General features: G+C 52.7%; 20 protein-coding genes and 1 tRNA gene. 11 read left to right on the top strand and 10 right to left on the bottom strand.

Annotated elements, in window-relative coordinates:
* Positions 1 to 4: 4 nt before the first annotated feature.
* The 3 genes from L2731_RS17460 to L2731_RS17450 all read left to right on the top strand — a co-directional run bounded on the left by L2731_RS17460 (position 5) and on the right by L2731_RS17450 (position 3,105).
* Positions 5 to 910, top strand: a complete 906-nt coding sequence (locus L2731_RS17460; protein ID WP_239849800.1) for an ABC transporter permease subunit — start codon at positions 5 to 7, stop codon at positions 908 to 910.
* Entirely contained in the window at positions 907 to 1,734 is an 828-nt protein-coding gene (locus tag L2731_RS17455) for an ABC transporter permease subunit (RefSeq protein WP_011864781.1), read from the top strand. The genes L2731_RS17460 and L2731_RS17455 overlap by 4 nt, the downstream gene beginning before the upstream one ends.
* 84 nt (positions 1,735 to 1,818) lie before the next feature.
* Positions 1,819 to 3,105: an NAD(P)/FAD-dependent oxidoreductase gene (locus L2731_RS17450; protein WP_249254685.1), complete on the top strand. Its 1,287-nt coding sequence runs from the start codon at positions 1,819 to 1,821 to the stop codon at positions 3,103 to 3,105.
* A gap of 229 nt (positions 3,106 to 3,334) precedes the next feature.
* Here L2731_RS17450 and L2731_RS17445 read toward each other — a convergent pair whose 3' ends face one another.
* Both L2731_RS17445 and L2731_RS17440 read right to left on the bottom strand, forming a co-directional pair.
* Entirely contained in the window at positions 3,335 to 4,282 is a 948-nt protein-coding gene (locus L2731_RS17445) for an SPFH domain-containing protein (protein ID WP_239884114.1), read from the bottom strand.
* A 142-nt stretch (positions 4,283 to 4,424) separates the two neighbouring features.
* Positions 4,425 to 6,875 carry an EAL domain-containing protein gene (locus tag L2731_RS17440; protein WP_249254684.1) on the bottom strand — a complete coding sequence of 817 codons (2,451 nt, stop codon included), beginning with the start codon at positions 6,873 to 6,875 and terminating at the stop codon, positions 4,425 to 4,427.
* A 241-nt stretch (positions 6,876 to 7,116) separates the two neighbouring features.
* Between L2731_RS17440 and L2731_RS17435 the strand changes: the two genes are divergently transcribed.
* Together L2731_RS17435 and L2731_RS17430 are read left to right on the top strand one after the other, a co-directional pair.
* On the top strand, positions 7,117 to 10,632 hold the full coding sequence (locus L2731_RS17435; protein ID WP_249254683.1) for an ATP-binding protein: 3,516 nt from the start codon (positions 7,117 to 7,119) through the stop codon (positions 10,630 to 10,632).
* A gap of 38 nt (positions 10,633 to 10,670) precedes the next feature.
* Positions 10,671 to 11,138 carry a response regulator gene (locus L2731_RS17430; protein ID WP_239849805.1) on the top strand — a complete coding sequence of 156 codons (468 nt, stop codon included), beginning with the start codon at positions 10,671 to 10,673 and terminating at the stop codon, positions 11,136 to 11,138.
* 82 nt (positions 11,139 to 11,220) lie between these two features.
* Here the strand turns inward: L2731_RS17430 and L2731_RS17425 are convergent.
* From L2731_RS17425 to rpsU, 5 genes are all read right to left on the bottom strand, one after another.
* A tRNA-Ile gene (locus tag L2731_RS17425) sits at positions 11,221 to 11,297 on the bottom strand.
* 216 nt (positions 11,298 to 11,513) lie between these two features.
* Positions 11,514 to 13,355, bottom strand: coding sequence for an RNA polymerase sigma factor RpoD (gene rpoD, locus L2731_RS17420; RefSeq protein ID WP_152619144.1), 1,842 nt, complete (start codon positions 13,353 to 13,355; stop codon positions 11,514 to 11,516).
* Between the two features lie 125 nt (positions 13,356 to 13,480).
* A complete protein-coding gene (gene dnaG, locus L2731_RS17415) occupies positions 13,481 to 15,208 on the bottom strand; it encodes a DNA primase (RefSeq protein WP_249254682.1) in 1,728 nt (575 codons plus the stop codon).
* A 97-nt stretch (positions 15,209 to 15,305) separates the two neighbouring features.
* On the bottom strand, positions 15,306 to 15,749 hold the full coding sequence (locus tag L2731_RS17410) for a GatB/YqeY domain-containing protein (protein ID WP_041510297.1): 444 nt from the start codon (positions 15,747 to 15,749) through the stop codon (positions 15,306 to 15,308).
* Positions 15,750 to 15,755: 6 nt separating this feature from the next.
* Entirely contained in the window at positions 15,756 to 15,971 is a 216-nt protein-coding gene (gene rpsU, locus L2731_RS17405) for a 30S ribosomal protein S21 (RefSeq protein WP_006080725.1), read from the bottom strand.
* Between the two features lie 333 nt (positions 15,972 to 16,304).
* Here rpsU and tsaD point away from each other — a divergent pair, with 333 nt between their 5' ends.
* Positions 16,305 to 17,318, top strand: a complete 1,014-nt coding sequence (gene tsaD / locus L2731_RS17400; protein ID WP_239849807.1) for a tRNA (adenosine(37)-N6)-threonylcarbamoyltransferase complex transferase subunit TsaD — start codon at positions 16,305 to 16,307, stop codon at positions 17,316 to 17,318.
* A 311-nt stretch (positions 17,319 to 17,629) separates the two neighbouring features.
* On the opposite strand, the gene plsY is transcribed toward tsaD, so the two are convergent.
* On the bottom strand, positions 17,630 to 18,241 hold the full coding sequence (plsY, locus tag L2731_RS17395; protein ID WP_239849808.1) for a glycerol-3-phosphate 1-O-acyltransferase PlsY: 612 nt from the start codon (positions 18,239 to 18,241) through the stop codon (positions 17,630 to 17,632).
* Positions 18,242 to 18,537: 296 nt separating this feature from the next.
* On the opposite strand from plsY, the gene folB reads away from it, so the two are divergent.
* From folB to L2731_RS17370, 5 genes are all read left to right on the top strand, one after another.
* On the top strand, positions 18,538 to 18,891 hold the full coding sequence (gene folB / locus L2731_RS17390; RefSeq protein WP_249254681.1) for a dihydroneopterin aldolase: 354 nt from the start codon (positions 18,538 to 18,540) through the stop codon (positions 18,889 to 18,891).
* Between the two features lie 4 nt (positions 18,892 to 18,895).
* Positions 18,896 to 19,387 carry a 2-amino-4-hydroxy-6-hydroxymethyldihydropteridine diphosphokinase gene (folK, locus tag L2731_RS17385; protein ID WP_249254713.1) on the top strand — a complete coding sequence of 164 codons (492 nt, stop codon included), beginning with the start codon at positions 18,896 to 18,898 and terminating at the stop codon, positions 19,385 to 19,387.
* 35 nt (positions 19,388 to 19,422) lie between these two features.
* Positions 19,423 to 20,223, top strand: coding sequence for an undecaprenyl-diphosphate phosphatase (locus tag L2731_RS17380; protein WP_239849810.1), 801 nt, complete (start codon positions 19,423 to 19,425; stop codon positions 20,221 to 20,223).
* Positions 20,224 to 20,257: 34 nt separating this feature from the next.
* Complete coding sequence (locus L2731_RS17375; protein WP_249254680.1) at positions 20,258 to 21,082, top strand: putative RNA methyltransferase; 825 nt, start codon at positions 20,258 to 20,260, stop codon at positions 21,080 to 21,082.
* A 93-nt stretch (positions 21,083 to 21,175) separates the two neighbouring features.
* Positions 21,176 to 22,117 carry a L,D-transpeptidase family protein gene (locus L2731_RS17370; protein ID WP_249254679.1) on the top strand — a complete coding sequence of 314 codons (942 nt, stop codon included), beginning with the start codon at positions 21,176 to 21,178 and terminating at the stop codon, positions 22,115 to 22,117.
* Between the two features lie 327 nt (positions 22,118 to 22,444).
* Here the strand turns inward: L2731_RS17370 and L2731_RS17365 are convergent, their stop codons facing one another.
* Both L2731_RS17365 and L2731_RS17360 read right to left on the bottom strand, forming a co-directional pair.
* Positions 22,445 to 22,711, bottom strand: coding sequence for an Lpp/OprI family alanine-zipper lipoprotein (locus L2731_RS17365; RefSeq protein WP_011864811.1), 267 nt, complete (start codon positions 22,709 to 22,711; stop codon positions 22,445 to 22,447).
* Positions 22,712 to 22,920: 209 nt separating this feature from the next.
* The gene (locus tag L2731_RS17360; protein ID WP_249254678.1) at positions 22,921 to 24,162 is read right to left on the bottom strand and encodes a multifunctional CCA addition/repair protein; all 1,242 of its coding nucleotides are present in this window, start codon (positions 24,160 to 24,162) and stop codon (positions 22,921 to 22,923) included.
* Between the last annotated feature and the right edge of the window lie 177 nt (positions 24,163 to 24,339).

Below are 24,339 nucleotides of genomic sequence, written 5' to 3'. Positions count from 1 at the left end.
CGTTATGAAGAAGTCATTGAAGTTTCGTTTGCCCAAGGGACAGTGCTGGACGATAGGCGTGCCCTACTTCTGGCTGCTGATGTTCTTTGCCTTGCCGTTTGCCATCGTATTGAAGATCAGTTTGTCGACGCCGGCCGTGGCGATCCCGCCCTACGAGGCGCTGTATCAATATGCCGACGAGTCGCTGCAGATCATGCTCAATCTGGGCAACTATATCCTGATCTTCGAAGATCATCTCTATATCAATGCCTATCTGGGCTCGCTCAAGATGGCGTTTGTCACCACCTTCGGCTGTCTGCTGATTGGTTACCCCATGGCCTATGCCATCGCCAGGGCACCTAAGCAGCACCAGACTGTGCTGATCCTCTTGGTGATGTTGCCATCCTGGACCTCGTTTCTTATCCGGGTGTATGCCTGGATGGGGATACTGAGTAACAACGGGGTGGTCAATAACCTGCTGATGTGGCTGGGAGTGATCTCTGAGCCGATTCAGATGCTCAATACTAATTTCGCGGTTTATATCGGTATTATCTACACCTATCTGCCCTTTATGATCTTGCCGCTGTACGCCAACCTGTCGCAGCTCGATGGCAGTTTGCTCGAGGCCGCGGCAGATCTCGGCTCACGCAGTCTCAATACCTTCTGGAAGGTGACCCTGCCGCTGTCGAAAGGCGGGGTGATTGCAGGGTCTATGCTGGTGTTTATTCCTGTGGTCGGGGAGTTTGTGATCCCTGAGCTATTGGGCGGTCCCGATTCGCTCATGATAGGTAAGGTGTTATGGCAGGAGTTCTTCAACAACCGTGATTGGCCGGTCGCTTCGTCGCTCGCCATCGTGATGTTGGCACTCTTGATCATCCCTATCACCCTATTCCATCGTTATCAGTCCAGAAGTATGGAGAAGACGATATGAGCAACAGACTAAGAAAATTGAGTTTCTCCACCCTGATGCTCTGGGGTGGGATGTTTTTCCTCTACGCGCCCATGTTCATCCTGGTGTTCTACTCTTTCAACGAGTCTAAGCTGGTGACGGTTTGGGGCGGCTTCTCGGCCAAGTGGTATGGCGAGCTGTTCCGCGACGATCAGATCCTCGATGCGGTGGCGACCAGCTTAAAGGTGGCGTTCTTCGCCTCCACCATGGCGGTGATCCTCGGCACCATGGCGGCCTTCGTGATGACACGCTTCGCTCGCTCCTGGGGCAAGATGACGCTGTCGAACATGATCACCGCGCCCCTGGTTATGCCAGAGGTGATCACGGGTCTGTCGCTGTTGCTGCTGTTCGTGCACATGGCGGATCTGCTGGGCTGGCCCGCCGAGCGTGGCATGTTGACCGTGTGGATCGCCCACTCGACCTTCTGCGCCGCCTATGTGGCCGTGGTGGTCTCATCCAGGCTGCGTGAACTGGATATGTCTATCGAGGAGGCGGCTCAGGATCTGGGGGCGACGCCACTCAAGACCTTCTTCCACATCACTGTGCCCATGATCTCTCCGGCGCTGATCGCGGGTTGGCTGCTCTCCTTCAGCCTGTCGCTGGATGACCTGGTGATCGCCAGCTTCGCCTCTGGGCCTGGGGCAACGACCCTGCCTATGGTGGTCTTCTCCTCCGTGCGTATGGGGGTATCACCTAAGATCAACGCGTTGGCGACCTTGATCATCTTAATCGTTTCGCTGATTGCCTTCATCTCTTGGTACCTGGCCCGCCGCGCCGACAAACGTAGCCGTATGGTCAGCGATTAGGCTCGCAGCGATAGCTCTAGATAGCAGGCGCCCCGCGGCGCCTGTCAACCCAAGCCATTATTATAACGATTCAGGGTGAATGATATGACCTGTACACCTCATGCAAATTCCTATTATGCGGCGTCTGCCAACACCAAGACGCTGCGCGACAAGTTAAGCGATAACATAGAGACCGACGTCTGTATCATAGGCGCGGGTTATACCGGCCTCTCGTCGGCGATCCATCTGCTGGAGGCGGGCTTTAAGGTGACTGTGCTGGAGGCGGCCAGAGTAGGCTTCGGCGCATCCGGACGCAACGGCGGCCAGATAGTCAACAGCTTCAGCCGGGATATCGACACCATAGAAAAGGTTGTGGGCACAGAGCAGGCCAAGTTGTTTGGTCAGATGGCCTTCGAAGGCGGCCGCATTCTCAAGGGGCTGGTGGCTAAATACAACATCCAGTGCGATCTGAAAGATGGCGGCGTGTTTGCGGCGCTGAACAAGAAACAGATGGGCCATCTCGAGGCGCAGAAGACGCTGTGGGAGAAGCATGGTCATCTGGGGCACTTAGAGCTGCTGGATGAGAAGGGCATTCGCGGCGTGGTGGATACCGAGCGCTACGTGGGCGGCATGTTAGACATGAGCGGCGGCCATATTCACCCGCTAAATCTGGCGCTGGGTGAGGCCGATGCGGTAGAGTCCTTGGGCGGACAGATCTTCGAAGACTCGGCGGTGATCCGCGTCGATCAGGGCGACAGCCCTGTGGTGCACACCCAGGAAGGTTCGGTGAAGTGTAAGTTCGTTATCGTGGCCGGTAACGCCTACCTCAAGGGGCTGCTGCCTGAGCTGCAGGCCAAGTCCATGCCCTGTGGTACTCAGGTGATCACCACAGAGCCGCTTGGTGAAGAGTTGGCGCACTCGTTGCTGCCGCAAGACTATTGCGTCGAAGACTGTAACTATCTGCTGGATTATTTCAGGCTGTCTGGTGACAAGCGTCTAATCTATGGTGGTGGTGTGGTCTATGGCGCCCGGGATCCTGCCAACATCGAGGCGATCATTCGTCCTAAGATGCTGGCGACCTTCCCGCAGCTCAAGGATGTGAAGATAGACTTTACCTGGACGGGTAACTTCCTGCTGACCCTGTCGCGTCTGCCGCAGGTGGGCCGTATCGGCGGGAACATCTATTACTCTCAGGGCTGTAGCGGCCATGGGGTGACCTATACCCATCTGGCGGGGCAGATACTGGCCGAGACCATCAATGGCCAGGCGAAACGTTTCGATGCCTTCGCACAACTGCCCCATTACCCCTTCCCGGGCGGTCACCTGCTGCAGGTGCCTTTCTCGGCTATCGGTGCCTGGTACTACACGATGCGCGACAAGCTGGGCGTCTAGCCAAGTTATTGCCATTAAAAAAGCCCGCGCGATGCGGGCTTTTTTGTGCCTATGAATCAGGCCGGTATAGCTAGCTTACTGCTTCTTATACCAATCACAGTAAATATATGATCAGAAATAGCGCAGGAAAAATGCTTGAGAACAAAGCAGGGTTTTTAGATAAGTAGTTATTCTACAATTAAAAATACTAATGCAGTTATCGAGCGTTTTAACAAGCTAGAATGATTAATCATTTATTACGATTGGTATTACTGGTCATGTTCCACAGCACGCTCTGGTCGCTGCCCATGATGGTGGTCGGCATCTGGCCATTCCACTGCTGGGCACGCACATAATCCACCAGAGTCTGCGATTCTCTCAGCGCCTCGGCCTTCTTCTTGATCGCCTCTGCTTCGGCGATACCCTTGAGGCGAATCGCTTCGGCTTCGGCAATTGCCTCGGTCTGAATGGCGTAAGCCTTACCGTCGGCGGTGGCCTTGGCGGCGTCACGCTTGGCGTTGGCCGTGTTTACTTCACGCTGGGCCTCCAGATTCTGTCTTTCAAGACGATGCTTCTCGGCGGCCGCCAGGTTTTTCTCTGTCTGTTTAGTCTCGATAGACTGGATATACTTCTGCGGCAGGCCGAGGTTTTCCAGCTGCGCCGAGTCGAGCTTGACCGGGTATTCCTTCATCTCTTCGATGAGGAAGTCTTCGATCTGGGCGATCACCCGGCTGCGGTTTTGGATGATCTCCTCGGCCTTATAGCGCGCAAGGGCATCCTTGGCGGCCGATCTGAGTTTTGGATCCAGAATACGAGACTCGAACTGGCTCAGGCCACCATAGCTCTTGAACAGATCGAAGGCCTGGTCACGATTGACGGTCCAGTTGATCGACACCTCGGCGGTGACCGGCATCTGCTCGTGGGTCGAGGCATTGAGCTTCTCGACGTTCTTGCGAGTACGTATCTCTAAGATCTCTACCTTATCGACAAAAGGGATCTTGATGTGCAGGCCTGGGTTGACCTGCTCTGTCGCTTGACCGAAACGCTTGATGATGCCCACATGTCCCTCGTCAACCGTGTACATGGTCTGGCTGAATAGAATCAGGGCGAAAAGTAAGCCGGCGACCAAGACAATGGCGCCTTTGCCTTTGCTCTTTATGGTCGATAGGTTGGCGATATCCTTGGGTAGTGTTGTCATGCTCTCTCCTTCGTGACGGTATCTCTAGGCCTCAATTGTACGCATGAGTAACGAGTGTTACACACTGGTTAAGGCGCTGAGGATGTTACGTTATTTCCCCTTAGAGTCAAGGGAAGAGGAGAAAGGGAACAAGGAAGGAGGGTTAGCGAATAAAGCGTTGATCAAATTCTGTTAGGGGGAGTGGCTTGCTGAACATATAGCCCTGGCCCTGTTCACACTCAAGTGAGACCAGTTTTTGCAGCTGCTCGGCATCTTCTATGCCTTCGGCGATCAGTTTGAGCTTGAGGGATTTGCCCAAATGGATCACCGCCTTGACGATATCCAGGCTCTGCTCATCTCCCATCATATCCTTCACGAAAGATTGATCGATTTTTAAGGTATTTACCGGGAAGAACTTGAGGTAGCTGAGACTCGAATAGCCGGTGCCGAAATCATCGATGGCGATGCTCAGCCCAAGTGAGGAGAGGGTGTTGAGTACATTGAGCGCCTCATCGAAATCATACATGAGGGAGCTTTCCGTCACCTCAAGTTCCAGGAAGCTGCTGTCGAGCCCAGTGAGTTCAAGCACCTTGGCCACAGAGTCACAAAAGTCAGGGTTGTTAAACTGCTTGGCGGCGATATTGACCGCTATTTGCAGTGGTTTGCCTTTATCCTGCCATGCCTTAGCAGCCATGCAGCTCTGCTTTAAGATGATCTCTCCCAGTTGATGGATCAGGCCTGTCTCTTCCGCAAGGGGGATGAAATCCAGGGGGGAGATCAGCTTGCCGTTGGGATCGTAAAGTCTGGCGAGGGCTTCGGCGCCGATGATCTCCTTGGTTTTTAGATCTACCTTAGGCTGGTAGTAGACCTCAATGGCCTCTGTATCGATGGCGTTTCGTAGCAGGGTGACCAGTTCGTGACGTTTAACCAGTTCCTGCTCCAGATCTTCAGAAAAATAGCAGAAGCGGTTACGGCCCAGGTCCTTGGCGCGATACATGGCGGCATCCACATGGGTCATCAGCTCCTCGGGCCTGAGGGCGTCCGAGGGGTAGATGCTTATGCCGACGCTGACCGACAGGGTATATTCCTGACCATCGATACGAAAAGGCGTGTTGAGGCTTCTCACGATATCCGTAGCGATAGAGTCAACCTGGCTGGTGGCGCTCAGAGAGGGGAGCAGCAGGATGAATTCGTCACCGCCAATGCGCCCCAGGGTGGCGCTGGGATCGATGAGAGACTGTAATCGTTTCGATACCTGCTTGATCACCTGATCCCCATAACTGTGACCTAAAGAGTCGTTGAGGTATTTGAAGTGGTCTATGTCGATCAACATTAGGGCGACGCTTGTGTCGTAGGAGTCGGCCACGGAGCAGGCATGATTGATCCTGTCATGTAACAGGATGCGGTTAGGGAGGTCCGTGAGTTGATCATGATTCGCCAGATGGCTCATCTTTAGCGACATGGCCACGGACTCGCTGCAGTCATGGAACACCATGATGCCACCAATGACCTCGCCCTCGCTGTCGGTAATGGGTGCCGCCGAATCTTCTATCTGAAATATGGTGCCATCTAAACTGGTGAGCTGACAGTTGAGCGCCATGGCGACGTTGCGCTTCTCATTGATGGCGATGGTGACCGGATTGGGGCTACGGTATTTTGTCTTGGCATCGCAAAGATCCATTACCTGCTCGATATGCAGGCCGATGGCGTCACGGCTTACCCAGCCGGTAAGGCGTTCGGCGATAGGGTTCATAAAGGTTATCTTCGCCTTACTGTCGGTGGCGATGACAGCGTCGCCTATGGTATTGAGCATGATCTTCAGGCGGCGATTCTCCATATCCAGCTGGCTCTTGGCCTGCTTGATGGAGGTGATATCCGTCAGGGTCAGCAGCAAGCCTGCGATACGGCCCTCGTGCTTTCTTATGGTGAGATGGGCCTGGGCATACTCGATCTTGTCTGGCTTATTTTCCAGGGCAATCTCAAATTGATGCTTGAGTTTGTTGCTGGCGATGCGCGTCAATACCTCTTCATACAGTGCCTTGGGTAATAGGCTCGAGGCCGGTTTGCCCAGCGCGTCCTGGGGGATAGTGCCGAACCACTTGCCGTTGTAGTCGTTATGGAAACGGTTGAGCAGATCCTTGGACCAATAGGAGATGTATGAGGGGATCTGATTGACCAGGGCCTGCATGTCCTGGCGTGCCTCTATGATGGTCTGCTCCTGACGCTTGAGTAGCAGGTGGTTCTTGACACGCAGGCGGCAGGTGGTGAGATCTATGGGTTTGTGGATGAAGTCTATGCCACCTGAGCTGAGGGACTTATATTCGAAGCTGCTCTCGCTATGGGCGGTGACGAAGATCACCGCGCTGTTGCAGGTCTTGGGGTTGTTCTTCAGACGCTTGCACATCTCGAAGCCATTCATATGTGGCATCTCGATATCCAGCAATATGATGGCGGGTTGATGCAGTTCTGCCTTGTCCAGCGCGTCCTGACCGCCTGTGCTACAGATGATCTCGGCCAGATCGGTAAGGGACTGTTCCAGAAGATGTAGATTTGCACTCTCATCGTCGACAACTAATATTTTTTGCCGAGCCTCTACATCGTTGCCGAAAAGCATAAAAGAATTCCTTTTCAAATCTGCCGCCTACATTTAGCTTAGCCGACTATAATCAGTTTGCTTAGGGATTTTTAATGCTAAGTGGTGAAATTGCGTTTGATTACAACTTTTGAGTTAGTAACAGCCGTGAAATGGCCATAACTTCCGATAGAGTACTGCGCAGTGCGTCGCTTATGCTTAAAGAGTATCGGTTTAATAACAGTGTGTTACTGAGGTTGGATATTAAAAGGAGTTAAAGTCCATGGTGCGACAGATTTCACGCTTATCTTCTCTCTTTGGCGGACGTTCATTGCTGCTAATCGCCTCATTGTTAGTGCTGGCGGTGGCATTGATCATCGTCGCCAGTTTCGAGTCTCAATTAAACCAGAATATCGTCGACAGTCTGCGCGCCGATCTTGAGGCTCAAAGCGAGCAGGTCAATAACCAGGCTCAGCACAGACTCAACTCTTACTTTAATAACTTACGTTTTCTGTTTGAGACGCCACCCATCTCGGGCTTGTCGCGGGCGAAAAACAATCAGGGAATCGATCCCGTGGATGAGACCCGCTACGAGCAGTGGCGTCATCGTCTCGAAACCATTTTTGTCGCGTTTCTGCAGAATAATAGTGAGTATGAACAGCTACGCATACTAAGTGCCGATGGCATGGAGCTGATTCGGGTTGACCGGCGCGGCGGCTCGGTGCAGGTGGTTGAAGATATCAACTTACAGGACAAGCAGGGGCGGGACTACTTTCAAGCCAGCAAAGCGTTGCAACAGGGGGAGATCTATACCTCACCCATCAACCTGAACCGCGAGTTTGGCAAGATTGATTATCCATACCGTCCCATGCTCCGCCTAGCGACCCCGATTTTCGACGACGGCGGGGGCAGATTTGGCCTGCTGATCGTCAACATCAATGCCGGTGAACTGCTTGCCTCCTTTAAACGCTTAGTGCCAGATCCTATCGACCTGGTGTTGACCGATGGTGAAGGCTATTTTCTGGTGCATCCCGATGAGGAGATGCGCTATAGCCGAGATCTGCAGCCCGAGTTGGTGTGGGATAAACACTATCAAGTGAGTAAGACCCTTAAACGCAATTTTGAGCTGGCGCTGGATAGCTATCATGACAATAGACCTTATTATGCCTATAGGCGCACAATTACACTGTCAAACGAAGCACAGAGTGGTCGGCTTACCGTCACTTTGATGGCTCCCAAACAATATGTGCAGGAGATGGCGGTATCTCGTCGTATAAGTGTCTACACCTTTATGTTGGCCATTGGCTGGCTGTTTCTATTTGTGGTCATTATCCTGGGGCGCAGTGCCCGCAATAGTCAGGCGCTCGCCAAGGAAAAGGCGCAATCTGCGGCCATCATAGATGGCTCCAAAGATGCCATCATAGGGGTGGACACCAGTGGGGTGGTTAATAATTGGAACCGCGCCGCCGAGTTGTTGTTTGGCTATGACGCCGATTATGCCAAGGGGCACTTTATTAGCGAGCTGGCGCTGCTGCCCGAGGTCAATCTGGCCGAGTTGGTGAGCAAGGCTAATCAGGGCAATAAGACGCTTAACCTCGAGGCGGTTCTGCCGATGAACGAGGGACGTAGTGCGGATCTCTCTGTGTCGGTTTCCCCCATCTTAGGAGAAAATAAACTTGCCCTAGGCGTGGCCGTCATCATGCGTGATGTCTCCATCGAGAAGCAGGCGGCTAAGAAGATCCAATTGGTCAACACCGAGTTAGAGAAGAAGGTGGCCGTCAGGACTCAGGAGCTGCAAAAGGCCAGCTATGTGAAGAGTACCTTCATTTCCAACATCAGCCATGAGATGCGCACACCGTTAAACGGTATCGTGGGCACTCTGAATCTGGTTCGTAAGGAGTCACTGAGCGAGCGACAGGAGCGTTATCTGGAGATGGCCGAGGTGAGCGTAAATGCCCTGTCGGCGCTGATCAATGATGTGCTTGATCTCTCTAAGATAGAGGCGGGAAAGTTAGATCTGGACATCAGTACCTTCAGCCCGCTCAACCTGGTTGAGAGTGTCTGCAGCAGCATGGCGGTGAAGGCGCAGGAGAAGGGGGTCGAGTTTGTCATCGATGTGGTCGATCTTCGTTGCCAGAGCATAGAGAGCGACGCCCATCGACTCACCCAGATCCTGACTAACCTGGTGAACAATGCTATCAAGTTTACCGAGCAGGGATATATCAAGGTGAGGGCCTATAGTCGTCTGCGAGAGACGGGAGAGCTCGAGTTTACCTGTCAGGTGTCTGATACCGGCATAGGCATTGCTGAGGAGAACCAGGCCAAGCTCTTTACCGCCTTTTCCCAGGCGACCTCTAGTATTGCGGGGCAATATGGCGGCACAGGTTTAGGGCTTTCGATCTGTAAGGAACTCAGTGAGCTATTAAACGGTAAGATGAGTTTTGAGTCTCATCAGGAGCAGGGGAGCAGCTTCACCTTCACCATGGTGTTGCATCAGGGCCAGTTTAAGTTGATGGCGCCCGAGGCGCTGCTTCATGAAATGACCTGTAGTGTCTTGCTGGTCAACGAGGCGCAGCAGGCCTGTGTCGAGGGGGCTGTCGCTCGCCTAGGTGGTAAGTTACTGCCTGGCGCGCCTATTCGTGACTGGCTTAATCAGGATGCCCCTGTTCCAGAGGTGCTTCCTCATGTGTTGATTGTCGAGCAGCGTCACTCACTGCTTACGGATCTCGATAGCCTCTGGCCGACGCTGGCGGCGACCCATAAACGCTTGCCTAGGGTGCTGGCATTTCAAAAGAGTGCCGACGGTAATAAGTCACTGCAGAATATCGAGCTTGAATATTTGAACAACCCGCTGCTGTTTTCCGAATTTATGCACAAGTTCGGCGCACAGAAATCTGCCACAGGTGTTGAATCGAGCAAGAGTAAACGTGCACTGGCGATCAGCGACGAGGAGGCTCTCTGTGTCAAAGGCGCACGTGTGCTGGTGGTCGATGATAACGAGATCAACATAGAGGTTGCTCAGGGCATCTTGTCGGAACTGTCGCTGGAGTTTGTCAGAGCCACCAATGGGCAGGAGGCACTAGCCAGGCTGAGGGAATGCGAGCAAGAAGGACTGACGGTGCAGGTTATCCTGATGGATTGTCAGATGCCGATACTCAATGGCTATGATTGTACCCGGGCGATCCGTGCTGGGGAGGCGGGAGAGGCGTTTGTCGATACCCCTATTATTGCCATGACGGCCAGCGCCTTGATGGGCGAGCGTGATAAGTGTATCGAGGCGGGCATGAATGACTATATCACCAAGCCTATCCTGGCTGAGCGTCTGCAGGAGAAGGTGGTCGACTGGTTAGTGTCGGTCTGTGAGAAAGCCGATCAGGAGGTCATGCTGGAATCCCAGCCCCATGAGGAGATCCAGGTTAACGATGAAGATTATGTCTGGAATCGCAAGCTGGCTCTGAGTCGGCTGATGGACAATGAGGTTTTGTTTGCCGAGATTTGTCAGATGTATCATGAGACGACGCCAGGGCAACTCAGGGAGCTTGAAGATGCGATAGCTGCCGAGGATTTTGAGAAGGTTCGCCAGCTTAGTCATGGGCTCAAGGGGCTCTCCAGTAGCTTAGGCGCTATACAATTGCAGGAGCAGTTTCTGAGCCTGGAAATGGAGGCTAAGATGAAAAACTGTGACAAGTTGAATCTACTCTTCGGGGTGATTAAGCCTTGCTATGAGAAGTTGATGGAACGCCTGCAGGAGACGCTCGAAAACCAGGATGAGGTACAAAATGCCTCAGCCCAAACTTAACGCATAAATTTTAACGATTAAAGGTCGATAGGTAGTTAATGGAACAGAATAACGAATTGTCTCCATTAGTTTTTTCTCGTAAGGGGAGAATACTGATCGTCGATGATATGCAGGTCAATATCATCATTCTCAGGCAGCTATTGAGCAAGGAGTATGAGATCGCTTCGGCCCTGAGTGGCCAGGAGGCTCTTGCCCTGTGCGATAGCTTTAAGCCGGATCTGTTGTTGCTAGATATCGAGATGCCGGGGATGTCGGGTTTTGAGGTCTGTCGGCAACTGAAATCTCAGCCTGATACTCAGGAGATTGCAGTGATCTTTGTCTCGGCACATCATGACGAAGAGCAGCAGGTGAGTGGCTTTGAGTTGGGAGCGGTAGATTTTATCCATAAACCGCTCAATGCGGTGATCGCCCAGGCGAGGGTTAAGAACCAGATGCAGCTGAAACGTCAGTCGGATCTCTTGCGCTTTATGTTGCAGCAGGAGGCTAGACGCAAGGTGCCGAGTTAGTCTTGGGCATGTTAAGACTTAGGATGAGGCGATACAGATAACAAAAAAGCCTACACAGGGTGCAGGCTTTTTTGTTTTAAATTGGTGGCCCCTCACAGACTTGAACTGTGGACCTAACGATTATGAGTCGTGTGCTCTAACCAACTGAGCTAAGGGGCCGACTTAAGATAGTCGTCACTATCGAAAGCGCAAAGAAGTATACGAGGTTTAAAAGCGCTTGTCACCATCGATTTGGCAAGAATTCTGAACTTTGAATTCAACTGCTTATCTGTTGTGCAATCGGCTTGTTAGGCGGAGACAAAAATAGAAAAGCCAGCACTATGGCTGGCTTTTCGGCACTGTTTTAGCTGTCTGTCTTAGCTGCTTTTAGCGAGTCTATTCATCCAGGAAAGATTTCAAGATCTCTGAGCGAGACGGGTGACGTAGCTTACGCAGTGCCTTGGCTTCGATCTGACGGATACGCTCACGGGTTACGTCAAACTGCTTGCCCACTTCCTCTAGGGTGTGGTCTGTGTTCATATCGATACCGAAACGCATACGCAGTACCTTGGCTTCACGTGCAGTCAGGCCGGCAAGTACTTCGTGAGTGGCGTTCTTCAGGCTCTCGCCGGTCGCGCTGTCTAATGGCAACTCGAGGGTTGTATCCTCAATGAAATCACCTAAATGCGAATCTTCATCATCGCCGATAGGGGTTTCCATTGAGATAGGCTCTTTGGCAATCTTGAGTACCTTGCGGATCTTGTCTTCCGGCATCAACATGCGCTCGGCCAACTCTTCCGGTGACGGCTCGCGTCCCATCTCTTGTAGCATCTGACGGCTGATACGGTTGAGCTTGTTGATGGTCTCAATCATATGTACCGGGATACGGATGGTTCTCGCCTGGTCGGCAATCGAACGCGTGATCGCCTGACGGATCCACCAGGTCGCATAGGTCGAGAACTTGTAACCACGACGGTATTCAAACTTGTCCACCGCCTTCATCAGGCCGATGTTACCTTCCTGGATCAGATCCAGGAACTGTAGGCCACGGTTGGTGTATTTCTTGGCGATAGAAATTACCAGACGCAGGTTAGCCTCAACCATCTCTTTCTTGGCGCGGCGAGCCTTGGCTTCACCGATAGACATGCGACGGTTGATGTCCTTGATGGCGGCAATGGCCAGGCCAGTTTCATTCTCGATGGCATCGAGCTTGGCGCGGCAGCGTTGCACGTCTTCGGCAACCATCTCCAGCCCTTCGGCATAAGGTTTCTTGGCGGCAATCTCTTCGTTGAACCATTCGATGCTGCTTTCGTTAGAGGTGTAGACCTTAACGAAGTTCTTCTTCGGCATCTTGGCCTGCTCGACACACAGCTTCATGATGAGGCGCTCTTGAATACGCACCTTGTCCATCATTTCACGCATGTTCTTCACCAGGCGGTCGAACTGCTTAGGTACCAGACGGAACTCTTTAAAGATCTCGCCAATTTCGAACAGGGCGGCCGTCGACTCAGGGTGTTCACGACCCTTAATCTCGATGATCTTTAAGGCTTTTTCATGTGCTTCACGCAGCTGTGTGAAACGCTCGCGCGCTTCTTCCGGATCTGGGCCTTTTGGCGAATCGTCTTCATCGCCGTCATCATCCTCGTCATCGCCCTCATCATCTTCGTCGTCGAGATCGTCGTCCGACAATTCAGAGCCGATGTGAGTCGCCGTTGGCGCCACGTCTTCGGCATTGGGGTCAACAAATCCAGAGATAATGTCCGATAGTCTGACTTCTTCAGCTTCGTAGCGGTCGTACTGCTCAAGGATCATGGCGATCGCTTGAGGGTATTCGGCTACAGACGCCTGAACCGTGTTGATCCCTTCTTCGATACGCTTGGCGATAACGATTTCGCCTTCGCGGGTCAGAAGTTCTACCGTACCCATCTCGCGCATGTACATACGCACGGGATCTGTGGTACGACCCAGTTCAGCTTCAACCGTAGCCAGTGCTGCGGCAGCTTCTTCGGCAGCATCTTCATCGGTGCTGTCTTCAGACATCATGATCTCATCGGCATCCGGCGCCTGCTCATAGACGCGAATACCCATGTCATTAATCATCTGGATAATATCTTCGATCTGATCAGAATCGACCATATCTGCAGGCAAGTGATCATTCACTTCTGCATAGGTTAAATAACCTTGCTCTTTACCTTTGGCAAGCAACAATTTGAGTTGCGACTGCGGAGTCTGCTCCATAGATATCATCCAAGTTGGGTAACTGTTACAACGACGGGCAATGTGTGCCGCGCAAATCGTCAATTATAGCCGTGTGCACTGTGCTGTGCTAGTCCAAGTGTTTACTTTATGAGACAAATTTTGCTCTAAGCTTGCCCTTGGATCACTGCAATGAGCTTTTTAAGTTGCATCCGCTCTTCTTTAGTATGGTGCTGTTTTAAGCTCAATTCCTGATAACGTTGCTCAATATATTGATTGTTCAACCAAATCAGGGCTTTTTTGAACTCTTGCTGAAGGTTTTCATCCGCCACTTGATGCTCCCATTGGGCTAATTTTTTCAGGGTGTCTAATTGTTGATCACCCCTGAACTGTTCAAGTAGTTGTGCGCTGTTGACCTTCTCGGCGCGAGTTCTGTCGAGTAAGAGGCTGAGCAAATCTATGCCAGCCATCTTGATATGTTTTAGCGCAGGCTGCACCGGCAGGTTATTGCCAAGGTGCGGATGCTGTACCAACAGGGCGATGGCCAGTCGCAATGGAGTACCGCGTCCCTTTAGCGCTTTGTTTTGCAGAGGCTTATTTGCGTCAATGCGTTTAAAGCCGAGTTTACGCTGCAATTCTTCTGCACTGTTCATGCCGAGCTTGTAGGCTAGATTCTCCAGCAATAGGCTCTGCAGAACTGTGTCTTGTACTTTCTCTATCAGGCCCATGGCTTGTTTAGCCAGGGTGCCTTTGTCCGTGCCATAGCGGTTGGCTAAGGTATCGAACAGAAATTCCGGTAGTAGCTTGGCCTCGGCAATCAGCTGCTCGAAGGCCGGTTTGCCTATCTGGCGCACCAGAGAATCGGGATCTTCCCCCTGGGGCAAGAACATAAACTTCACTTGGTCGCCGGGCTTGAGCAGGGGCAGGGCAGTTTCCAACGCCCGCCAGGCCGCCTCGTTACCCGCCTTGTCGCCGTCGTAACAGCAGACCACCTCTTTGGCGCTGCGGAGCAATAGCTGGAACTGATCCGCCGTGGTCGAGGTGCCTAGGGAGGCGACGGCATAGTCGACGCCAAACTGAGCCAGGGCCACCACGTCCATATAACCTTCGACAATCAGGATCTGATTGGGATCCCTGTGTCTCTGTTTGAGTTCATACAGGCCGTAGAGTTCATAGCCCTTATGAAATATGGGCGTTTCCGGCGAATTCAAGTATTTCGGTGTACCGTCACCCAAGACTCTACCGCCAAAGCCAATGACCCGGCCGCGACGATCGCGGATAGGGAACATGAGGCGGTCGCGAAACCTGTCGTAACGCTTGCCGCTGTCGTTCTCGATCACCATGCCCGCGGTGAGTAACTTGTCCTGGGCATCTTGGTTTTGGCGATAACGTCCCAGCAGACCATCCCAGCCATCGGGCGCAAAGCCGATGTTGAAGTGTTCGATCACCTCATCGGACAGTCCTCGGTGGGCGAGATAGTCGATCACCTTCTGCTTGTCCGTGTGCTGTTTCAGTTGGTTCTGAAAGTAGCGGCTAGCCTCTTCCATCAACTGATAGAGGTCACGGCTTAGCCCCTCGTCGCGACGTTTGCCCGTGCCTTGTTCTCTGGGCACTTCCAGACCTAAGCGGCCGGCGAGTTCTTCGATGGCATCTACAAAGTCTAGCCTGTCATATTCCATGACGAAATCGATGGCATTGCCGTGGGCGCCACAGCCGAAGCAGTGATAAAACTGTTTGTCTCTGCTGACGGTAAAGGAGGGAGACTTTTCGCTGTGGAAGGGACAACAGGCAGAGTGATTTTTGCCCGCCTTCTTCAGGGGGACCTTGGCGTCGATGAGATCGACAATATCGGTGCGAGCTACAAGCTCATTAATAAACTCACGAGGTATCGCCATTGCTGTATAAATGCCGCCTTTTCGCGAAATTAAACCGAAAGAGTAGAAACAAACAAGCCGTGCGTAGGCACGGCTCATTCATACATCGAACTTAAGGTTACTTGAGTTTTGCCTTGATCAGAGCGCCAATTGACGCCATGTCGGCTCGCCCTTGTACCTTAGGTTTCAATGCTCCCATTACTTTGCCCATATCCGCCATGGATGATGCTCCTACCGCTTGGATAGTAGCATCTACTAGCTCGGCAACTTCTTCTTCAGAAAGAGGCTTAGGCAGGAAAGTCTCGAGGACTCGAATCTCTCCGGCTTCTGCTTCTGCTAGCTCGTTGCGACCCGCCGCTTCATATTGAGCGATAGAGTCGCGACGTTGTTTAACCATTTTGGTTAAGACAGCTATGGCTTGATCATCATTTAGCGTCTCGCGGTTATCCACCTCGATCTGCTTGATGGCAGCCAGTGCCATACGAATTGTTCCCAGACGCACCTTATCTTTGGCGCGCATGGCTTCCTTCATCTGGTCTTTTAGCTGATCAACTAGGCTCATAAGAGATTAGTATAAACGTACGCGACGCGCGTTTTCGCGAGAAAGCTTCTTAGCAAGACGCTTAACTGCAGCAGCTTTAGCGCGCTTACGTGCAGTAGTTGGCTTCTCGTAGAATTCACGAGCACGAACGTCGGCTAAGATACCAGCTTTTTCACAAGAGCGCTTGAAACGACGTAGAGCTACGTCAAATGGTTCATTCTCACGTACTTTAATAATTGGCATACGCCATCACCCCTTAGGTGTAGTTTGTATTGAGTTAATTTCTTAACCCAAGTTAATTTAAAAATGGTGCGGAATTCTATACCGACTGTCGACCTTTTGTAAACCCCTTATGGCGATCCTTTCGGGATCCTTTATTGGAGCAACATCCTTAAGTTTAGCATTTCCTTGTGTCCCTATCATGACCGACCAGGTGAAGGTGCCTGGTGCATGCTCCATGGCATCTGGGCTTGGCCTTTATAAGTGGGTGAATCGACAGGGGCGCGCAATCCATTGGTATTTCCGCGGGCAAGCAGGTAAAATTGGCCGCCACTTTATTTAGCTTGATGAGGAAAAATGCGAGTTTTAGGTATAGAGACATCTTGTGATGAGACAGGTATCGCCGTCTATGATGACGAAAAAGGCCTGTTATCTCATGCACTTTACAGTCAAGTGAAACTGCACGCCGACTACGGCGGCGTAGTGCCTGAGCTCGCATCGCGCGACCATGTGCGCAAGATCATCCCGCTCATCAGGCAGGCCCTGAAAGAGGCTGGTTCGACCCAGGATGATATCGACGCCATCGCCTATACTAAGGGGCCTGGTTTGGTGGGCGCGCTCTTAGTGGGCGCCTGTGTGGGGCGCTCGCTGGCCTTTGCCTGGGGAAAACCTGCCGTAGGCGTACATCATATGGAAGGCCATCTGCTGGCGCCTATGCTCGAAGAGGATGTGCCCGAATTCCCCTTCCTGGCGCTACTAGTTTCTGGCGGCCACTCTATGATGGTGGCAGTAGAAGGCATAGGTCGTTATCAGGTGCTGGGTGAATCTGTGGATGATGCCGCCGGTGAGGCCTTCGATAAGACGGCTAAGCTGATGGGACTGGATTATCCAGGTGGCCCAAGACTGGCTAAGCTGGCCGCCCAAGGTGAGCCAAACTGCTACCGCTTTCCGCGTCCGATGACGGACCGTCCAGGCTTGGATTTTAGCTTCTCTGGCCTGAAGACCTTTGCGGCCAACACCATTGCCGATGAGCCGGACGATGAGCAGACCCGTGCCAACATCGCTCGCGCCTTCGAAGAGGCTGTGGTCGATACCTTGGCCATCAAGTGTAAACGCGCCTTGAAGCAGACCGGCTATAATCGCTTGGTGATCGCCGGCGGTGTGAGTGCCAACAGTCGTTTGCGTGAGAGTCTGGCGGAGATGATGCAGGGACTCGGCGGCAGGGTCTATTACCCCAGAGGAGAGTTTTGTACCGACAACGGCGCCATGATCGCCTATGCCGGCATGCAGCGCCTCAAGGCCGATCAGCTTGAGCCGCTTTCCGTTAAGGGGATGCCACGTTGGCCGCTGGACTCGCTTCCGCCTGTGTAATCTAATACCAATCGTAATAAACAATTGATCATTCTAGCTTGTTAAAACGCTCGATAACTGTATTAGTATTTTTAATTGTAGAATAACTACTTATCTAAAAATCCTGCTTTGTTCTCAAGCGTTTTTCCTGCGCTATTTCTGATCACATGTTTACTGTGATTGGTATAACGCTTTATTCTTGCCTTTAAGCCCTTCGAGAGAAGGGCTTTTTGTTGCGCCTTGCTTGGAGTCTGTGAGGTCTGATTGAGCAAGAGGTATGTTCTAGAGGTCGAAGCGGAACAAGGAGGGAGAAGGGGGAGGCGTTCTGCCGCTTAGCTGCCGTCGGTGCGCTTCTTACGTGAGACCTTAGACTCTTCGCCCTTAAGCAGGCGATGAATGTTTTCCTTGTGACGTATGATGATCAGCAAGGAGAGCATGGCCACGGGCACAGTAAAGCGCTCGTCGAAATACCAGGTATAGGCCGGGGCGAGTAGGGCCGTGACTATGGCGGCGAGTGAAGAGTAGCGACAAATCAACACCATAACAATCCAGGTGGCGATCAGCGCCAGTGACAGGTCGGCACCGATAGGCGCCATGGCGCCAAAGGCGGTAGCGACGCCCTTGCCGCCCTTAAACTTAAAGAAGATGGGGAAGATATGGCCCAGACAGGCGGCGATGGCGATCACCCCCAATGAGACGGCGTCGACGCCGAGACGGAAGGCGACATAGGCGGGTAGCGCGCCCTTTAGCATGTCGAACAGCAACACCATGGCGGCGGCGCTGGCACCACCTATGCGCAGCACATTGGTTGCCCCTGGATTACCTGAGCCTTGGCTACGAGGATCCGGTAATCCTCTGAGTCGACAAACTAGCACGGCACTGGATATCGAACCCGCAAGGTAAGCGGTCAATATCATCGCTAGAGTCAGCAGCGTTAAGCTCAAATTGGTTTCCTTATCCTTCTTAAGGTATTATCCCGCCCTAGTTATTGAGGCGGCTGATTAAACCTTGTATTTTACGCACTGGTTGATTGGCCATGTAATGATAACGGGCGATTTGGCATCCGTTTTCTAATCCCTGATTCGTTGTCATTACAGTCGCTTATCCTACTTGGGTTTTCGGCTGCACGAAAGGGGTAATCACAGATTATCTGTGTGATCCGAGGCATTATAACCATATTGGTCGTTGTAGCTTATTAGACCTCTTTTATTACCTAATTTTTTGCCTATCGGGAGGCATCATGGACAAGGTACTTATTTCACAGCTTAAAGTCGAAACAGTGATCGGTATTTATGAGTGGGAAAAGCAGATCCATCAAAACCTGTTGATCGATCTTGAGATGGCCTGGGACAACAGCCTGGCGGCAGCCAATGACGACTACCAACAAGCCCTGTGCTACGAAACCGTCTCTAACCGGCTCACGGCCCTGATCACCGAGAAGCCGATAGAACTCATCGAAACGGTGGCGCAGATCTGCGCCGATTGCGTGATGGATGAATTTAATGTGCCTTGGGTAAAGGTTAGGGTGATGAAGCCCGGCGCCGTCCCCAGTGCCCAGGCGGTGGGTGTCGAGATTGAGCGAGGTCATCTGTAACCTTATGGCACGCATCTTCATCAGTATTGGCAGTAATATATACCCCGAGGGCTACTTCAATGCCGCCCTCAAGGCCTTAAGTGCGCATTTCGATAACCTGTGTCTCTCCAGTGTGTTTGAGAGTGAGGCGGTCGGTTTCGACGGCAGCAATTTTCTCAACATGGTGGTTGCCGCCGATACCCAGCTTGGCATCGCCGAGGTGGTGGCCTTGTTCAAGCAGATAGAGTCAGACAATGGTCGTTTGCCGGGGGCCAAGAAGTTTAGTCCCCGCACGCTGGACCTGGATCTGCTGCTCTATGATGACCTAGTCACAGACTCCCCAATCCCGCTGCCGCGCGCCGAGATCACCACCAACGCCTTCGTGCTCTGGCCGCTGGCGGAGATCGCCCCCGAGCGGGTACACCCGGTGGCGCAGCTTTCCTACCAGACCCTGTGGGACAATTATGATAAGTCGCAGCAGAAGCTGTGGCCTGTCGAATTTCAATGGTCTTATTAATTTTTCTTACCCGACCCAAATCTTAAAGGATAATCATGGATATTTTTCAGGTAATTGTTTTGGCCCTGATCCAAGGCCTGACTGAGTTTTTACCTATCTCAAGCTCCGCGCATCTCATCTTACCCGCTCAGTTGCTCGACTGGCAGGACCAGGGGCTGACCTTCGACGTGGCGGTGAATACCGGATCCTTGTTGGCCGTGGTGATCTATTTTCGCCGCGAGCTCTTCTCCATGTTTACCGCCTGGACCGGCAGCCTGGTGACGCGTAAGCAGACCCAGGAGAGCAAGCTGGCCTGGTGGATCATCCTGGCGACCATTCCTGCGGTGATCTTTGGCTTTACCGCCAAAGACTTTATCTCGACGCATCTGAGAAACATCGAGGTGATCGCTACTACGACCATCGTCTTCGGTCTATTGCTATGGTGGGCAGATAAGTTAAACCGTGAAGGCTTTAGTGAGTTTCAGGTAGGCTGGAAGAAGGCCCTGCTTATCGGTTTTGCACAGGCGATGGCGCTGATCCCCGGCACCTCACGATCGGGCGCGACCATTACCGCGGCCTTGGCGCTGGGGTTGAGCCGCGAGGCGGCGGCGCGTTTCTCTTTCTTGATGTCTGTACCTGTGAGTCTGGGCGCGGCTATCTTAGTGGTGAAAGACTTGCTATCCAGCCAGGAGGCGATCGATTATCAGGCGCTGGTACTGGGCACGGCGCTGTCATTTGTGGCCGCCTATCTCTGTATTCATTACTTCTTGAAGATCATCAGTCGCATGGGGATGACGCCGTTTGTTATCTATCGTCTCGTCTTAGGGGCTATCCTGTGTGTGGTGATTTTTGCCTAATGGTCGATAAGTCAATCTTACTTAAGAGAGTCCTATGAAGAGTCATTACTTGTGTCCCCTCTGCCAGGCGCCGATGAATGTGCATCAAGACTCTCAGGGTCTGCACTGCGCCAATAAACACCATTTCGATAAGGGGCCGCAGGGTTACTGGGTGTTCAGCCAGCCGAAGAAGCCCCATATCGATTCGCGCCAGCTGATGCGCGCCAAACATTTCTTGTTGGAATCGGGGATCTTCACGCCCGTTATCGAGGCGCTGCAGCGTCAGCTAGGTGAGCTATTGCCGAGGGATGCCAGGCTGTCGCATCTGGATATCGACAGCGGAGAGGGCTATTACCTGCGCTCCCTCGATGGCGTGTTTAAGGCATTAGGCCTGGCTGTCGAGCAGACGGGGGTCGCCGAGGCGGATAACGCCCTGTTCGTGGCGGCGAAGGCGCAGCCTGAAGCCCGCCTGATCCAGAGCCAGCTCAAGACCTTGCCCTTCATGGATGACTGTTTCGATTTGGTGAGCCTGTTTGACAAGCCGCTCAAGGGCAAGGAGCCCCTGCGGGTGCTTAAACCCGGCGGCACATTTGTGTGGTTATCGCCGGGCCCCCGTCATCTGTGGCAGATAAGAGAGTTTATCTATCCAAACCTAACCGAGAAGGGCGGGGAGCCGCAGCAGCCTAAGGGGGTAAGCCTGGTGGCGAGCGAACGTATTAGCTACTCCCTGGCACTTAGCGGCGAGCAGGCGCTGACCCTGCTGGAGATGACCCCCTTTGCCTGGCGGGCCAATGACAAGATAAAGCGTCAGATCGCTCAGCAGAATTTCGAATCGCTTGAGATCGATCTCTATCTCACCCTGGCGACGAAAGACGCTTAGGTGAAAGTACAATTATTCACCACTAGAAAATCCCGGCGGCTCGGGTTACCCTTTGAGCCAAACCTTTAACTCGATTTTTGGAAATCCGTTTCGATGATGCGTAAATTGCTGTTGCTCATCTTGAGTCTCGCGCCATTGCAGTTACTTGCCAATGTCTACTCCCTGCCAGCCAACGGCGGTCGCCTCGTCGGCGAGTTGCAGACCCATGTGGTTCAGAAGGGGGACTACTTCAAAACCATCGCCGATAAATACAATATCGGTATCTTGGAGTTGATGGAAACTAACCCAGGAGTGGATCCTTTCTTGCCGACACCCGGCACCGAGTTGGTGATCCCCACCCAGATGCTGCTGCCAGACGTGCCCCGCAAGGGCATAGTGATCAACCTGCCAGAGCTGCGTCTCTACTATTTCCCTAAGAATGGTCGTGAGGTGCATGTTTTTCCTGTGGGCATTGGCCGTATCGGTCGTGAAACCCCAGAGATGACCACTAAGATCAAGGCGCGTATTCCTAATCCGAGCTGGACGCCGCCGGCGAGCCTGCGCGCCGAGCACCTGCGTGAGCGCGGCGAGGTATTGCCTCCCGTGGTACCCGCTGGCCCTGATAACCCGCTGGGTAAGTATGCCATGCAGCTCTCCTATGGCGATGGTAGCTACCTGATCCATGGTACAAACAAGGATTTCGGTATCGGCATGCGCGTCAGTGCCGGTTGTATCAGGCTTAATCCTGATGATATCGAGTGGCTATTCCACCAGGCCAAATATGGCGATAGCGTAAGGGTGATCAATCAAACGGTGAAGATTGCTACCGAGCCCGACGGCCGTCAGATCATCGAGGTGCATTCGCCCCTGTCTAAGACGGAAGATCAGCCCCGTGAGAAGGTGATCAGCCTGAGCAGCAAGGTGGTGAAATTCATCAGCCAGGATAGCGTCGATAACACCAAGGCAAACGATGCCCTGCTGACCCAGAACGGCATCCCCATGGTGATCTCACATCCACCGCTGACGGCGGCTCAGGATTTAGAGATCACTCCCTAGATTTTAGAAGCTTAGATTAGCAGCTTAGGTTTGAGTGACCGTTCAGTATCACTAAGGCGTCCATTGGGCGCCTTTTTTGTGGGCGCTTTTTTAGCGGAGGTCTGGAGTGAGTGTCGCGAATAGGCGCGCGTGACTAGGTGCTACAGGCCAAAACGAAAACTAAGATACAGTCGGTTTAGAAAGCTTAGAGGAAAAGCTTAGAGGATGAGCTGAGTCCGAGAAACTTGAGATGAAGAGTGGGGGATGACGAGTTTAGGAGAGAGTTGAAAGTTAATGCTGTGGGGGAAAACATATCGGCAACACAGGTGTGTTGCCGATACAGACACATTACTTCTTGTAAGAAGAAGCGATGTTGTCGATGCGGTCGTTAGCACGCTTAGCTTCTGCTTGTGCGTCCATCGCAGCAGCTTTTGCATCTTTAACGTCAGCAGCAAGAGCACCTTGCTCAGACTTCAGAGAGCTAACTTCAGCAGATAACTGGTCAACTTTGTTGCCTAGGTTAGCAACGCTTTCTTCTAGAGCAGTAGTGTTTGCGCAACCACCAAGAAGGGCAGTCATTGCTACGCCAGCAATCATCAGTACTTTTTTGTTCATTGGGAAATCCCTTTAAATAAGTTGGATTGAAATGGAGCAGCCGAAAAGTACAACTGCAACTGGTTAATTATGTCATAGCCAATTTATATTGCTATGAATTTTCACCCTAAGGTCGTAATACAATATCTCATGATTGTGCAAAATCAAGCCTGTCGAGGGTTTTTGCTCAAATTTTGGCTTATGATCACTAAAACTTAACGAACACTTAGCTATGGCTTTGCATTTAAGGCGGTTTTTCCCTTGTACTGGGCGATGGCCTCGACCCTTTGCTTGTGTAACTGCGCCTTGATCTCGGCGCCCTTAAAACCCGCTTCTATGATAGGTTTTATCGCCACATTGCGTGCCAGTTCAAAACAGTGCTGTACATAGGCCCCTTGGGGGTAGGGACTGTCCTCTAAACCTGTGCGTCCCTTGCTGTCGGCTTCGCAGGCCAGCAGGAGTTGCGGCAGTCTCTCGGGCTTACGCCAGAGATCGGCCTTGTCGAACAGCTTGACGATAGTCTCGGCTCGTAGCTCGAAGGCGTTATGGATATTCTGATGTTGGTCACTCACCAGGAGAGCCAGATCCCGATAGTCGTTGGGGACGCGAAAACGCTCGCACAGGGCGCGGATCAGCGGCAGGCCTTTTTGGCCATGGCCGTGATGTTTCGGCAGATGCTCCTTAGGCGACAGCGCCTTGCCAAGGTCGTGCACCAGGGCGGCGAAGCGCACCTGCTTATCCTGGCTGAGTCTGGCGGCTTGCTCTAATACCATGAGTGTATGTATGCCAGTGTCTATCTCTGGGTGGTACTGCTCGGGTTGGGGGATGCCAAACAGCGCCTCGATCTCGGGAAATAATATGGCCAGGCCGCCGGCTTCTCTGAGCACCTCGAAGAACACCTGCGGCGCCTCGGTGGCAAGCGCCTTATCCAGCTCCTGAAATACGCGCTCTGGCGTTAGCGCCTCAAGCTCACCGCTTGCGGCAATTTCTTGCATCAGCACCATGGTGTCCGGGGCTACCCTGAAGCCCAGCGGCTGAAAACGGGCGGCGAAACGGGCGACTCTGAGCACCCGCAGCGGATCTTCTACGAAGGCGTCGGACACATGCCTGAGCAGGCGCCGCTCGATATCGGATTTGCCGCCATAGGGGTCGAAGATCTGCCCCTGTTCATCCTGGGCGATGGCATTGATGGTGAGATCGCGCCGCAGCAGGTCCTCCTCCAGGGTGACATCCGGCGCGGCGTAGACGCTAAAGCCGCCATAGCCGACGCCTGTCTTGCGCTCGGTGCGCGCCAGGGCATACTCCTGCTGCGTCTTGGGGTGGAGAAACACGGGGAAGTCTTTACCCACCTGGCGATAGCCTTTATCGAGCATCTCTTGCACTGTAGCGCCCACCACCATGTAGTCACGATCTTTTATGGGAATATTGAGTAACTGGTCGCGGACGGCGCCGCCAACTAAATAGATCTTCACGTCTCACCAAGGGATAACTTTATATTTGGCCTAAGCTTATCATGGCAAGTCGTCGGGCCGCATCCTTTCGCCACCTCGATAGCTGGCTTTAGGTGCTGCTGTGGCGCAATTAAATGGGGGGAAGTTTTGACAACGTCTCCCCTAGGGATTAATTTGAATCGTCATTATTATTTTGGG

Origin of the sequence: Shewanella aquimarina (assembly GCF_023349185.1) — a bacterium.
Lineage (GTDB): Bacteria > Pseudomonadota > Gammaproteobacteria > Enterobacterales > Shewanellaceae > Shewanella > Shewanella aquimarina.
Note: the sequence above shows the minus strand (reverse complement) of the source record. Positions and strands in the feature narration are given on the sequence as shown.

Bases quoted from the DNA above. Each gene is read 5' to 3' on its own strand.
- L2731_RS17460 (WP_239849800.1), top strand. From the start codon at position 5: ATGAAGAAGTCATTGAAGTTTCGTTTGCCCAAGGGACAGTGCTGGACG.
- L2731_RS17455 (WP_011864781.1), top strand. From the start codon at position 907: ATGAGCAACAGACTAAGAAAATTGAGTTTCTCCACCCTGATGCTCTGG.
- L2731_RS17450 (WP_249254685.1), top strand. From the start codon at position 1,819: ATGACCTGTACACCTCATGCAAATTCCTATTATGCGGCGTCTGCCAAC.
- L2731_RS17445 (WP_239884114.1), bottom strand. From the start codon at position 4,282: ATGACAACACTACCCAAGGATATCGCCAACCTATCGACCATAAAGAGC.
- L2731_RS17440 (WP_249254684.1), bottom strand. From the start codon at position 6,875: ATGCTTTTCGGCAACGATGTAGAGGCTCGGCAAAAAATATTAGTTGTC.
- L2731_RS17435 (WP_249254683.1), top strand. From the start codon at position 7,117: ATGGTGCGACAGATTTCACGCTTATCTTCTCTCTTTGGCGGACGTTCA.
- L2731_RS17430 (WP_239849805.1), top strand. From the start codon at position 10,671: ATGGAACAGAATAACGAATTGTCTCCATTAGTTTTTTCTCGTAAGGGG.
- rpoD (WP_152619144.1), bottom strand. From the start codon at position 13,355: ATGGAGCAGACTCCGCAGTCGCAACTCAAATTGTTGCTTGCCAAAGGT.
- dnaG (WP_249254682.1), bottom strand. From the start codon at position 15,208: ATGGCGATACCTCGTGAGTTTATTAATGAGCTTGTAGCTCGCACCGAT.
- L2731_RS17410 (WP_041510297.1), bottom strand. From the start codon at position 15,749: ATGAGCCTAGTTGATCAGCTAAAAGACCAGATGAAGGAAGCCATGCGC.
- rpsU (WP_006080725.1), bottom strand. From the start codon at position 15,971: ATGCCAATTATTAAAGTACGTGAGAATGAACCATTTGACGTAGCTCTA.
- tsaD (WP_239849807.1), top strand. From the start codon at position 16,305: ATGCGAGTTTTAGGTATAGAGACATCTTGTGATGAGACAGGTATCGCC.
- folB (WP_249254681.1), top strand. From the start codon at position 18,538: ATGGACAAGGTACTTATTTCACAGCTTAAAGTCGAAACAGTGATCGGT.
- folK (WP_249254713.1), top strand. From the start codon at position 18,896: ATGGCACGCATCTTCATCAGTATTGGCAGTAATATATACCCCGAGGGC.
- L2731_RS17380 (WP_239849810.1), top strand. From the start codon at position 19,423: ATGGATATTTTTCAGGTAATTGTTTTGGCCCTGATCCAAGGCCTGACT.
- L2731_RS17375 (WP_249254680.1), top strand. From the start codon at position 20,258: ATGAAGAGTCATTACTTGTGTCCCCTCTGCCAGGCGCCGATGAATGTG.
- L2731_RS17370 (WP_249254679.1), top strand. From the start codon at position 21,176: ATGATGCGTAAATTGCTGTTGCTCATCTTGAGTCTCGCGCCATTGCAG.
- L2731_RS17365 (WP_011864811.1), bottom strand. From the start codon at position 22,711: ATGAACAAAAAAGTACTGATGATTGCTGGCGTAGCAATGACTGCCCTT.